This window comes from Streptomyces sp. NPDC037100, assembly GCF_055606225.1.
Genome location: NZ_JBVJSX010000005.1, coordinates 415,869 through 427,645, shown reverse-complemented (window position 1 = coordinate 427,645; position 11,777 = coordinate 415,869). Strand labels below are relative to the sequence as shown.

Here is an 11,777-nt window from a genome sequence, read left to right as displayed (position 1 = left end):
CCTAAATAAGGGTTGCCTAACTACCCTCTCGCCAGGCCCGCCACAGTCGTGCGTACCGGCCGCCCAGAGCCACCAGTTCCTCGTGCGTCCCCTGCTCCACGACCCGTCCCGCGTCCAGCACGGCGATCCGGTCCGCGGCCATCGCCTGGGTCAGCCGGTGCGCCACGAACAGCGTGGTCCGGCCCGCACAGGCGGCCAGTACGGCCCGCTCCAGCTCGGCGGCGCCCTCGCTGCCGGCCTCCGCGGTCGACTCGTCGAGCACCACCACCGGCGCCCTCCCCAGCACCAGTCGCGCCAGGGCGATCTGGGCGACCTTGGTGACGTCCAGGCGTTCGCCGCCTTCACCGACCGGGGTGTTCAGCGCCTCGGGCAGCGCGGTGACCCAGCCCTCGGCGCCGACCGTGCGCAACGCGTCCATCAGCTCCGCGTCGCTCGCCCCAGGCGCGGACAGCCGCAGGTCGTCGGCGAGCGGGCCGGAGAACACATGCGTCTCCTGCGTCAGGATGCTGACCAGGGCCCGCGCCCCGGCCTCGTCCAGGTCGGCCAGGTCGGTCGTCCCGATGCGCACCGAACCGGCCTGCGGGGTGCCGATACCGGCGATCAGCGCGGCCAGCGTCGTCTTGCCCGCGCCCGTGGCGCCCACCAGGGCGAGCGACCCACCGGCCGGGATCGTCAGGTCCACGTCCCGCAGTACCGGCTCCTCGGAGCCCGGGTAACGGAACGTCAGCCCCTGGACCGTCACCGGGTAGGCCCCGGCCGGGGCCGTCGTGACGGACGCGTCGCCGACCAGCCGCTCCTCGGCGGACTCCCCCAGCACCCCGACCAGGCGGGTCAGGCTCGCGCCCGACTTCTGCGCCTCGTCGAAGGTGAACATGATGGCGCCGAGCGGGGTGAAGAGGCGGTGGAACAGCAGTGGGGCCGCCGACACCTCGCCCAGGCTGGCCGCGTCGGCCTCCAGCAGGGCGTACCCCACCACGAGGATCAGGACCAGACCGATGAACTCGGCGCGGTTCTCCCGCCCGACGAACCGGCCGAAGAACCGGAACACCTCGATACCGAGCTCGCGCACCCGCCACGACTCGGTGGTGACCTTCTCGCGGAAGGCGCCCTCCAGGCGGTAGGCCCGGACCGTGTCGATGCCGTTCAGGCCGCTGATGAACGCCTGGGCGCGGTCGGCCTGGGCGACGCGCTGCTTCCGGTAGAGCGGGGCGGACCGGGGCAGGTACCAGCGCAGCGCCAGCGCGTACGCGGGCAGCGCGCCCGCACCGGCCAGGCCGAGCCGCCAGTCCAGCCCGAACATGCCGAGGGTCGCGATGACGACCAGCACGCCGGCCGAGAACACCGTGGGGACGGCCGTGCGGATGCCCTTGGAGATGACGGCCACGTCGTCACCGACCCGGGAGAGCACGTCTCCCCGGCCGACCTGCTCGATCCGTGCGCTCGGCATGCCGAGCACCGCGCGGACGGCACCTTCGCGCAGTCGCGCGAGCAGATCCGCGCCCAGCCGTCCGATCAGGTAGGTGGACACCGCGGTGGCCGCCGCGCCGAGCAGCGCGGCGGCACCGATGAGCACCCCGATCGTGACCAGGACCGAACGGTCCCCGCCCCCGACGACCCCGTCGACCACCCGGCCGAGCAGGAGCACGGGGAGCACCTGGAGCGCCGCCCCCGCGACCGTGGTGAGCACGGTCGCGATCGTCAGCCCGGGCATCGCGCGGCAGTGCTCCGCGACCCAGCGGGCGGCCTCGCGTCCGGTCGTCGTGCGCAGGGCCGCCGGGGCGACGCGCGTGTCGGTGGTGCTCACGTCCCTACTCGACCGACTTGACGAGCTCGTCGATCGCGTACGGCATGGACAGCAGGGTGCCCTGGGAGATGGCCGCGCCGACCGCGGGCCCCTCGCTGTCGAGCAGGTAGGACACGTTGCCCTTCTTGACGGCGTCGAGGTTGGCGAACAGCTTGAACTTCTTCAGCGCCTCGGTGTCGGCCTTGTCGTTGATGACGAAGATGTGGTCGACGTCGACGAGGTCGATGCGCTCGGGCGAGAGCGTGGTGTAGAAGTTGCCGCCCGCGACCTTGTCGATCTCGGTCTGGTACGTGTAGCCGATGCCCGTGACGAGCCGGCCACGCACGTCCGTGGAGGTGAAGGGTGCCACCGAGTCCTTGTACCAGGACAGGGCGACCGCGGTTTTCTTGGCGAGCTCGGGGTGGGCCTTCTTGGCCGCGTCCAGTTGGCCCTGGATGTCGTCGACCATCTTCTGGCCCTCGTCGGCCTTGCCGAGGGCCTTGGCGATGTGCAGGGCGTTGTCCTGCCAGGGAGCGCTGAAGGGCTCCTTCTCGCCCTTGGTGCGGGCCACCGTCGGGGCGATCTTGGAGAGCTTGTCGTAGGCGGCCTGGTCGATCTCGGAGTACACCGCGACGATCAGGTCCGGGCGAAGGGCCGCGATCTTCTCGTAGTTGGGGCCGGAGTCGCCGTTCTTCATGACGACCTCGGGCTTGGTGTCCCCCCACTTGTCCTTCACCCAGGGCCACTGGGTGTTGATGTCGGGGCTCTTGCCGGGCGGGTTCGGGTACTGGTCGACCATGCCGACGGGCTTGATGCCGAAGGCCAGGACGGTCTGGTCGTCGGTGTAGCCGACGGAGACGACCCGCTGGGGCGCCTTCTCGACCGTGGTGGATCCGAACGCGTGCTCCACGGTGACCGGGAAATCGCCGGCGGCCGCGGCCTGAGTGCCCTCGTTCTTGCCGTCCGCCGTGTCCGCCGAGCCGGAACCGCACCCCGAGAGGAGACCGACGCCGAGGGCGGCCGCGGACAGTACCGCTGCCAGCCGCCGCCACGGCCTTCCGGGCGTCGTTCGTTGGAGGAGCATCCAAATCCCCTTGCTTTCGCGCCAGTTCGCTGCACCCTCGCCTAAGGGCAGCCAAACCTTACCGTGCCAGGGTGAGGTTAGCCTAGCCTTACTCAATCCCCTCCGGCGGAAGGTGTCCCGGCTGCACATGGGCCCGTCCGATCGGCACGATGAGGGGTCGGTCGCCGACCGGGTCGTCGATCACCCGGGCGCGCAACCCGAAGGCCTCGTGCAGCAGTTCGGCGGTCACGACGTCACGCGGATGTCCCTGCGCCAGGATCGAGCCCTCCCGCATCACCACGAGGTGGTCGCTGTAGCGCGTGGCCAGGTTGAGGTCGTGCAGCACCATGACGACGGTGCACCCGGACTCGTGCAGATCGTCGACCAGGTCGAGGACGTCGAGGGCGTGTGCCAGGTCCAGATAGGTCGTCGGCTCGTCCAGCAGCAGCAGATCGGTGCCCTGGGCCAGCGTCATCGAGATCCAGACGCGCTGGCGCTGCCCGCCGGACAGCGCGTCGACCGGACGGTCGGCGAGGTCGGACACCCCGGTCATGGCCAGGGCGCGTTCCACCACGTCGGCGTCGTCGGACGACCACTGCCGCAGCCAGCTCTGGTGCGGGTGGCGCCCCCTGGCGACCAGGTCGGCCACGGTCAGCCCCTCCGGCGCGACCGGCGCCTGCGGCAGCAGCCCCAGCTTCTTCGCCACGTCCCGGGTCCGAAGCCCGCCGATGTCCTCACCATCCAGGACGACCGTCCCGCCGGCCGGCTTGAGCAACCGCGACAGCGTCCGCAACAGGGTTGATTTCCCACAGCCGTTGGGGCCGATGATCGTGGTGATCACGCCGGGCGGTATCGCCACGTCGAGCTCGTCGATGACGACCCGGCCGCCGTATCCCACCGTGACGCCTCGGGCTGCCAGCCGTGAAGTGCCGCCCACCGCGGCCTCGGTGACGGACTGTGCGACCACGGGTCCCCCCTTGCTTAGGTTCACCTGACTCTTGTACATCTACCGCAGGTTCGCCCGCACCAGCAGATAGACGAGGAAGGGCCCGCCGATCGCGGCGGTGACCACGCCGACCGGGAGCGAGACCGGCAGCGTCGTGCGCGCGACGAGGTCCGAACCGGTCAGCAGCAACGCGCCCGTCAGGCCCGAGGCCACCATCGGCGGTGTGGGGCAGCGTGCCAGACGCATCGCCGCCTGCGGTGCCACCAGGGCGACGAACGGCACCGGGCCCGCCGCACTCACCGCCGCACCGGCCAGCAGCACCGCGCACAACAGCAGGACCGCCCGCACCCGCGCGTACCGGACGCCCAGACCCGCGGCGACCTCGTCGCCGAAGTGCATCGGCTTGAACTGGAAGGCGACGCAGGAGACGACGGCCAGAAGGACGAGCCCGCACCACAGGGCCGTCCGGACCTCGCCCCAGGAGCGGTCCTCCAGCGAGCCGACCAGCCACGCCTGGGCCCGGGCCACGTCCCTGATGTCGGCCGTGACCAGCAGCCAGGTCGTGATCGCCTCCATCACGGCGCTCACCGAGATGCCGATGAGGATGAGCCGGAAGCCGTCCACCCCGCGCCGCCAGGCCAGGAAGTACACCAGCAGGCCCGTGCCGAGGCCGCCCGCGAGCGCCGCGGCCGAGAGGCCGACGGAGTCGACGATCGCCGCGGCGGTCCCGCCCGAGACCGTCACCAGGAACACCGCGACAGCACTGGCCCCCGAGGTGATCCCCAGAACGTCCGGGCTGGCCAGCGGATTGCGCGCGATGGCCTGCGTGAGCGCCCCGGACACCCCGAGGGCGACGCCCACGACGAGTCCGGCCAGGGCGCGCGGCATCCGCAGATCCATGATGACGAACTCGTCGACCTGCTCGCCCCGCCCGAAAAGCGTGGCGAGCACCTGAGGGAGGCCGATCGGGAAATCCCCGACGCCGATGGACACGCAGAACACCAGGAAGGTCGCCGCCGCGAGCAGCAGCGTGACGCACAGGAGCCAGGGCCGCCAGACGAACGACACCCGGCCGAGCCGCACACCCGGCGGAAGGGACGGCTTCACATCGGTCACGTTCATGCTTTCCTGAACTTTCCGCGCCATACGAGAACCGCGAAGAAGGGGGCACCGAGCAGCGCCACGAGGACGCCGGCGTCCAACTCGCCCGGACGCACGACCAGTCGGCCGACGATGTCGCACAGCAGCAGCACCACGGCCCCGAGCAGACCGGCGTACGGCACGAGCCAGCGGTAGTCCGGGCCGGTGAGGTACCGGGCCACGTGGGCGACCATGAGGCCGAGGAAGGCGATGGGGCCGCACGCCGCCGTCGCCGCGCCCGCCAGCAGGGTGACGGCGGTGATGCCGACGGTCCGGCTCAGCGCGATGTTCACGCCCAGGCCTCTGGCCACGTCGTCACCCAGGTTGAGCAGGTTGAGGGAGGGCAGCGTGGTCAGGGCCAGGACGAGCCCGGCGCCGATGAAGGCGGTCACCGGCCAGATGACGTCGAATCCGGTACCGGCGAGGGAGCCGGCGTTCCAGAACCGCAGGGCGTTCAGCGCCGCCTTGTCCGACAGCGCGACCGCGGTGGTCATCGCCGCGAGGAACACCGTGACGCCCTGGCCGGCCAGGGCGAGGGTCAGCGGGTTGCCGGCCCCCCGCCCGATGCTCGCGAGACCGAACACCACGACCCCGGCCACGGCCGCCCCGGCGAAGGCGAACCAGACGTACTGGAACGGGTTGCCGAGTCCGAACACGGAAATGGCGACCACGACCGCGAACGAGGCACCGGAGTTCACCCCCAGCAGGCCGGTGTCGGCGATCGGGTTGCGAGTGAACCCCTGGATCAGCGCCCCGCCGACGCCGAGGGCGATGCCCGCGACGACCCCGAGGACCGTGCGGGGCACCCGTACGGTCTCGACGATGAGCCTGATCTCCGTGAGCCGCCGGTCGGGGTCCGGGGCGCCGAACAGTGCGTGCCACACCTCGGCCGGGCTCAACGCCCGTGCGCCGACGGCCAGCGACAGGACGGCGGCGATCACGAGGACCGCCAGAAGGGTGCCCAGACCCACGACCCGCCGCCGGCGGGTCGGTGTCGAGCCCTTGACCGGGGGGCGCTCCACTGCAGCAGTCGTGCCCATGTCGACGTACGTTATCCCTTGCGCAGTGGGCGAGTTGACCGGACGGTGCCTGTGACGCCCGAAGGGGCGCGGGGAACGGCGCGACCGGCCACGGCGGCGCGGTGGCCGATCGATCTCCCCGGCGTGCCGGTGGCCGACCGGTGTCCCCGGCGTGCCGGTGGCCGACCGGTGTCCCCGGCGTACCTGGCGGAGCGCCTGGGGTCTGTGGCGAAAGCGGCGCCTGCCGCGCGACGCGCGACAGACCTTAGCGGGCGGCGCTTCCCGTACCGTCGGCGACCGTGCGCGTCCGGTCGGCGGCGGGCTCGGCGCCGCGGCCGAGGAGGGAGTCCAGGATCTCGCCCACCCTGATGGCGGTGTTGGACAGCAGCGACGAGGTGATGCCGTGCGTGTGCTCCGTGCCGCCCTGCAGGTAGATGCCGCAGCGCAGGGCGGGGTCGGCCGCGATGCGCCAGTCGCGCTCGACGCGGACGCGCCCCTCGTCGTCGCGCAGGCAGCGGTCGGCGACCTCCCCGAGCAGACTCGTGGGGTCGACGGGGCTGTAGCCGGTGGCGAAGACCACGACGTCCGCGTCCAGATCGGTCTCCTCGCCGGTGACCAGGGACGTCACCGTGGCGCGGACGCTCGCCGGGGTCTCCTTGACGGCGGTGAGCCGGGAGACGTTGAGGAACCGCAGCCGCTCGGTGCCGAGCACCTTCTCCTGGTACGACTGCCGGTAGAGGTCGTCGATGAGGTCGATGTCCACCACGGAGTAATTGGTGTTGCCGTGGTAGTCCATCAGCCGGCGCTTGACGTCCTCGGGCGCGGCGAAGTACTCGTCGACGGCCTGCGGGTCGAAGATCCGGTTGGCGAAGCTGCTGTCGTCGGCCGGGCTGTAGCCGTAGCGGGAGAAGACGGCGCAGACCTCGGCCTCGGGGAAGCGGCGGTGCAGGTAGGCGACGTTCTCGGCGGCGCTCTGGCCGGCGCCCACGACGACGAAGCGGGAGGGCGAGGTGTCCTCCAACTCGTCGACCTTCGCTAGAAGTTCGGAGTTGTGCCAGACACGGTCGCCGCGCTCCACGCCCTCGGGCATGAGGGGGCGCAGGCCGGTGCCGATGACGAGGTTGCGGGCCCGGTGGACCTCGAGGCCGCCGCCCGACCGGACGGTCACCTCCAGGTGGTCCACGACGCCGTCCCGGGTCACGGGCGCGACGCCGACGACCTCGTGGCCATAGGAGACCATGTCCTCGACCTGGGCCGCGGCCCACTCGAAGTAGTCGTGGAACTCCACGCGCAGCGGGAACAGGTTCTTGTGGTTGATGAAGTCGATCAGCCGGCCCTTGCTCTGCAGGTAGCAGAGGAAGCTGTACTCGCTGGCTGGATTCCGCAGCGTCACCAGGTCCTTGAGGAAGGAGACCTGCATGGTGGCGTCGTCGATGAGCATGCCGCGGTGCCAGCCGAAGCGGGCCTGCTGCTCGAAGAAGTGAGCGGTGATCGCCTCCTGCCCGCCGACGCGGGTGTTGTGCTCGCGGAGCGCGATCGCCATGGCCACGTTGGACGGCCCGAAGCCGATACCGATCAGGTCGTGGACCGGTGATGCGTCACCAGGAAGAACCTGCGACATGTCACTCCCATCGTGCGGGGCAGCCGCGCGTGTCAGGTGTGGAGGGAACGGGAGACGGGCATGCCAACGACGCGGCACGCCAACGAACTTAGGTGAGCCTAAGCTAAACCCGTTGAGGTGTCGACAGGGCAAAACGGACAGCACTCGGAGACGGAGTCGTCAACTGACCTGCCCCGCCCACCCGTTGCGCACTAAGGTAAGCCTTGCTTTACTTGCGTCGGCCAACACCTTGCTCTGAGGAGGAACCCCATGCGGGTCGTCATGTTCGGTTACCAGACCTGGGGGCACCGCACCCTGCAAGCCCTCCTGGAGTCCGAGCACGACGTGGTGCTGGTCGTGACCCACCCCAAGAGCGAGCACGCCTACGAGAAGATCTGGAGCGACTCGGTCGCCGACCTCGCCGAGGAGCACGGCGTCCCGGTACTGATCCGCAACCGCCCCGACGACGAGGAGCTGTTCGAGCGCCTCAAGGAGGCCGACCCGGACATCATCGTGGCCAACAACTGGCGCACCTGGATCCCGCCACGCATCTTCGGACTGCCCCGCCACGGCACGCTGAACGTGCACGACTCGCTGCTGCCGAAGTACGCCGGCTTCTCCCCGCTGATCTGGGCGCTCATCAACGGAGAGACCGAAGTGGGCGTCACGGCGCACATGATGAACGACGAACTCGACGCCGGCGACATCGTCCGGCAGGAGGCGGTGCCGGTCGGCCCGACGGACACGGCGACCGACCTGTTCCACAAGACCGTCGACCTCATCGCCCCGGTCACCATCGGCGCGCTCGGCCTGATCGCCTCCGGACAGACCGAGTTCACCAAGCAGGACCGCTCCCAGGCGTCCTTCTTCCACAAGCGCGCCGACGAAGACAGCCGCATCGACTGGAGCTGGCCGGCCGAGGACCTGGAGCGTCTGGTGCGCGCCCAGTCCGAGCCGTACCCCAGCGCCTACACCTTCCACCGGGGCAAGCGGCTCGACGTCCTGGCCGCGTTCGTGTCCGAGGGTCGCTACGGCGGCACCCCCGGCCGGATCTTCTACCGCGAGGGCGACGGCGTGGTGATCGTCGCCGGTGCCGACGCCCGCACGGGACGCAACCACGGCCTGGCCATCACCCGCGTACGCACCGAGGACGGCCGGGAGTTGCCCGCGGCCGAGTACTTCACCTCCATGGGCGGCTACCTCACCGGGCGCCCCTGACCCGCCGGCCCCGGTACGGTCCCGGGGCCGGCCGGCAGCGCCGCCGTGCGGACCGGGTCCGCACGGCGGCGATCGCTGGGAGTGCCGCTGCCGCAGCCGCCAAGTGCCCTAAGTTTGAGCCGTGTTCACAGAAACGGCACAGCCGGACAACCGTTCACGCATGACGCCGCCCAGCGTGCTGAACCTCAGCGCGTACCTGATGTACGCGACGGGAAAGGCAGCCCGCCGCACCCTGTCGGAGAAACTCACGGCCAGAGGGCTGCGGTTGTGGCATCTGACCGTCCTGACCCTGGTCGCCGATCTGGGTCCGCAGCCCAAGGGTGTGCTGGCCGCCCGGCTGGACATGAACGCCAGCGACCTCGCGAGAATCGTGAAGGACCTGGCCGACGCGGGACAGGTCGAGTGCGTCCGCAGCCTCGCCGACCGCCGCCGCGTCGACGTCCGCATCACCCCGCGGGGCAGGACGGCCCTGGACCATCTCAATGCCGACATCGCCTCCGCGGACGACGACCTCCTGACCCCGCTGAGCGATGGTGAGCGGGAGCAACTGGCCTCCCTGCTACGGCGCGTGCACGCCCACCACGAGGAACAGGGCCCCGCCGCCGGGTTGCGGGTGACGGCTCAGGCCCGCCAGCCGTAGCGGCGTTCGGGCCGGCCGGCGGCGCCGTAGCGCAGGGACACCTCCGCACTCCCGGTGGCGTGGAAGTACTCCAGGTAGCGGCGGGCGCTCACCCGGGACACGCCGGTGACGGCGGCGCACTCGGTGGCGGACAGGGTGCCGTCCGCCTCGCGCAGGGCCCGCTCGACGAGTTCGGCCGTCTCCACGCTCATGCCCTTGGGCAGGGTGTGGGCCGGTGCCGGGGCGAAGGCGCCGGCCAGGACACGGTCCACGTCCGCCTGGCCGCGGACCACCGTCGTGAGCAGCCTGCCCCGCTGGGCGGCGTAGCGCTCCAGGCGCAGGCGCAGATCCTCGAAGTCGAAGGGTTTGAGGAGGTAGTCGACCACACCGCGGCGGACGGCGCCGCGTACCGTCTCGGCCTCCGTCGCCGCGCTGATGACCATGACGTCGCAGTCGTGCCCGGCGGTCCGCAGCCGGGGGATGACGTCCAGCCCGAACAGGTCGGGGAGGTACAGGTCGAGCAGGATGAGGTCGGGGCGAAGGGCCTCGACCGCCTCGATGGCCTGTCCGCCGGTGTGGGCCGTGCCGACGACGCGGAACGGCTCGACGCGTTCGACGAACGCGCGGTGGACCCTGGCCACCATGAAGTCGTCGTCGACCACGAGGACGTCGATCGCGTCCGCCTTGTCGCTCGCCTCGGTCATGGGGCCGCTCCTTCCGCCACCGCGCCGGTGAGGTGGCTGACGGTCATGCGTGCGGTGAACACGGCCCCTTCAGGGGTGTTGGACACCGAGATCTCTCCCCCGTGCCGTTCGCAGACCAGCTTGGTCAGGGCCAGCCCGATGCCGCGCTCGCCCTCCCGGGCGGCCTTGGTGGTGAAACCGTGGGAGAAGACCTCGCGGGCCAGTTCCGGAGCCACGCCCGGCCCCGAGTCGCGGACCACGATCTCCACGCTGGAGGCGTCCTGCCGCAGTGCCACCTCCACCCAGGCGTCGTCCCGGGCGGTGGTGGCGTCGACGGCGTTGTCCACGAGGTTGCCGACCACGGTCGCCACATCGGCGGCGTCCTCAGGGGTCAGGCGCTCCAGCGCGGTGTCGTCCGAGATCCGCAGGCTGACCTTCCGTTCCGCGGCCAGGGAGGCCTTCGCCATCAGCAGCGCGGCGACCGCGGTGTCCCGGACACGGCGGCTGAGGGTGACGTCGAGGGACTGGCGGTGCCGGCTCAACGCCCGGATGTAGGCCACGACCTCGTCCTGCTCGCCGATCTGGATCAGGCCGGAGATGGTGTGCAGCTGGTTGGCGAACTCGTGCGCCTGCGCGCGCAGCAGCTCGGAGGAGCTGCGGAAGGAGCCGATCTCCCTTTCCAGCCGGGCCAGTTCGGTGCGATCCCGCAGGGTGGTGACCGATCCGAGAGGCCGGCCGTCCTTGGTGACGGTCATCCGGTTCATCACCAGGACCCGGCCGTGGCGGACGACGACCTCGTCGCGCTCGCCGGCGGCGGTGCCTGACAGCACGTCGCGCAGCCGCCCGTCGATGCCGAGGCCCTCCAGGTTCTGGCCGACGCAGTCCTCGGGCAGGCCGAGCAGGCGGCGGCCCATGTCGTTGACAAGGGTGAGCCGGTGCTGCGGGTCCAGGGCGATCACGCCCTCGGCGATCCCGTACAGCATCGCCTCCCGGTGCTCGGCGAGCCCGGCGATCTCGCCCGGCTCCAGCCCGAGGGTCTGCCGTTTCACCCGCCGCGCGAGCAGCCAGGAGCCGGCCACGCCCAGTCCGCTGGCGATGCCCAGATAGGCGAGCAGATAGGAGGAGGCGCCGCTGAGCCGCTGCCACACCGTGGGGTCGGCCTCACCGATCATCACCGTGCCGAGGATCCGGCCCAGGTTCTCCTCGCTCGCCCCGAGGACGGGCACCTGGGCGGTCAGCTCGCGGTTGCCGTCCAGGGTCAGCTGCCCGGACCAGCCGCGCCCCCGGGCGGTGCCCGGCCCCAGCCGCATCCGCTCCCCGACGACCGTGGGGTTCGTGGAACTGACGATCCGCCCGGCCGCGTCCGCCACCGTCACCGAGGTCACCCCCGACTGGGCCTGGGTGGCGAGCACCAGGGGGGCCAGCGCCTCCCCCGGCGCGGGACGCACCAGCTGGCTGCGCACCAGGGGGTTGGCGGCCAGCTGTTCGGCGAGCGCGCCCACCCGGCGTCCTTCGACGCGGTTGAAGGTGGCCTGGGACTGGGCGAGGGAGACCGCGGCGACGGCCAGCAGCACCACCACGACGATGGCGAGCTGGAGCACCAGCATCTCGCCCGCGAGCGAGTGGCGACGAAAGGTGGCGACCACGACGAACTCAATCTGCGATGCCGCCGCGAGCGGGGCGGCTCATGTGCCGAGCCGCACCAT

10 protein-coding genes are annotated in these 11,777 nt (G+C 71.2%); 2 read left to right on the top strand and 8 right to left on the bottom strand.

The window, feature by feature from the left end; genetic code table 11:
* Window positions 1-16: 16 nt before the first annotated feature.
* From ACZ7EG_RS19390 to ACZ7EG_RS19365, 6 genes are all read right to left on the bottom strand, one after another.
* Complete coding sequence (locus ACZ7EG_RS19390) at window positions 17-1,804, bottom strand: ABC transporter ATP-binding protein (RefSeq protein ID WP_471079860.1); 1,788 nt, start codon at window positions 1,802-1,804, stop codon at window positions 17-19.
* A gap of 4 nt (window positions 1,805-1,808) precedes the next feature.
* Entirely contained in the window at window positions 1,809-2,867 is a 1,059-nt protein-coding gene (locus tag ACZ7EG_RS19385; RefSeq protein ID WP_471079857.1) for an iron-siderophore ABC transporter substrate-binding protein, read from the bottom strand.
* An 88-nt stretch (window positions 2,868-2,955) separates the two neighbouring features.
* Window positions 2,956-3,813, bottom strand: a complete 858-nt coding sequence (locus ACZ7EG_RS19380; RefSeq protein WP_471079854.1) for an ABC transporter ATP-binding protein — start codon at window positions 3,811-3,813, stop codon at window positions 2,956-2,958.
* Window positions 3,814-3,852: 39 nt separating this feature from the next.
* A complete protein-coding gene (locus tag ACZ7EG_RS19375; protein WP_471079851.1) occupies window positions 3,853-4,914 on the bottom strand; it encodes a FecCD family ABC transporter permease in 1,062 nt (353 codons plus the stop codon).
* A complete protein-coding gene (locus ACZ7EG_RS19370) occupies window positions 4,911-5,972 on the bottom strand; it encodes a FecCD family ABC transporter permease (protein ID WP_471079848.1) in 1,062 nt (353 codons plus the stop codon). The genes ACZ7EG_RS19375 and ACZ7EG_RS19370 overlap by 4 nt, the downstream gene beginning before the upstream one ends.
* A gap of 244 nt (window positions 5,973-6,216) precedes the next feature.
* On the bottom strand, window positions 6,217-7,572 hold the full coding sequence (locus ACZ7EG_RS19365) for a lysine N(6)-hydroxylase/L-ornithine N(5)-oxygenase family protein (protein WP_471079845.1): 1,356 nt from the start codon (window positions 7,570-7,572) through the stop codon (window positions 6,217-6,219).
* A 249-nt stretch (window positions 7,573-7,821) separates the two neighbouring features.
* Between ACZ7EG_RS19365 and ACZ7EG_RS19360 the strand changes: the two genes are divergently transcribed.
* Together ACZ7EG_RS19360 and ACZ7EG_RS19355 are read left to right on the top strand one after the other, a co-directional pair.
* Window positions 7,822-8,769, top strand: coding sequence for a methionyl-tRNA formyltransferase (locus ACZ7EG_RS19360; RefSeq protein ID WP_471079842.1), 948 nt, complete (start codon window positions 7,822-7,824; stop codon window positions 8,767-8,769).
* 160 nt (window positions 8,770-8,929) lie between these two features.
* Window positions 8,930-9,409: a MarR family winged helix-turn-helix transcriptional regulator gene (locus tag ACZ7EG_RS19355; protein WP_471079839.1), complete on the top strand. Its 480-nt coding sequence runs from the start codon at window positions 8,930-8,932 to the stop codon at window positions 9,407-9,409.
* Here ACZ7EG_RS19355 and ACZ7EG_RS19350 read toward each other — a convergent pair.
* Window positions 9,391-10,092, bottom strand: coding sequence for a response regulator (locus ACZ7EG_RS19350; RefSeq protein WP_471079836.1), 702 nt, complete (start codon window positions 10,090-10,092; stop codon window positions 9,391-9,393). The two genes, ACZ7EG_RS19355 and ACZ7EG_RS19350, sit on opposite strands and share 19 nt — an antisense overlap.
* On the bottom strand, window positions 10,089-11,717 hold the full coding sequence (locus ACZ7EG_RS19345) for a sensor histidine kinase (protein ID WP_471079833.1): 1,629 nt from the start codon (window positions 11,715-11,717) through the stop codon (window positions 10,089-10,091). Before ACZ7EG_RS19345 ends, ACZ7EG_RS19350 begins: the two co-directional genes overlap by 4 nt.
* Window positions 11,718-11,777: the final 60 nt, after the last annotated feature.

Excerpts from the sequence above, each read along its gene's own strand:
- ACZ7EG_RS19350 (WP_471079836.1), bottom strand. The coding sequence starts at position 10,092 with ATGACCGAGGCGAGCGACAAGGCGGACGCGATCGACGTCCTCGTGGTC.
- ACZ7EG_RS19360 (WP_471079842.1), top strand. The coding sequence starts at position 7,822 with ATGCGGGTCGTCATGTTCGGTTACCAGACCTGGGGGCACCGCACCCTG.
- ACZ7EG_RS19365 (WP_471079845.1), bottom strand. The coding sequence starts at position 7,572 with ATGTCGCAGGTTCTTCCTGGTGACGCATCACCGGTCCACGACCTGATC.
- ACZ7EG_RS19355 (WP_471079839.1), top strand. The coding sequence starts at position 8,930 with ATGACGCCGCCCAGCGTGCTGAACCTCAGCGCGTACCTGATGTACGCG.
- ACZ7EG_RS19375 (WP_471079851.1), bottom strand. The coding sequence starts at position 4,914 with ATGAACGTGACCGATGTGAAGCCGTCCCTTCCGCCGGGTGTGCGGCTC.
- ACZ7EG_RS19385 (WP_471079857.1), bottom strand. The coding sequence starts at position 2,867 with ATGCTCCTCCAACGAACGACGCCCGGAAGGCCGTGGCGGCGGCTGGCA.
- ACZ7EG_RS19370 (WP_471079848.1), bottom strand. The coding sequence starts at position 5,972 with ATGGGCACGACTGCTGCAGTGGAGCGCCCCCCGGTCAAGGGCTCGACA.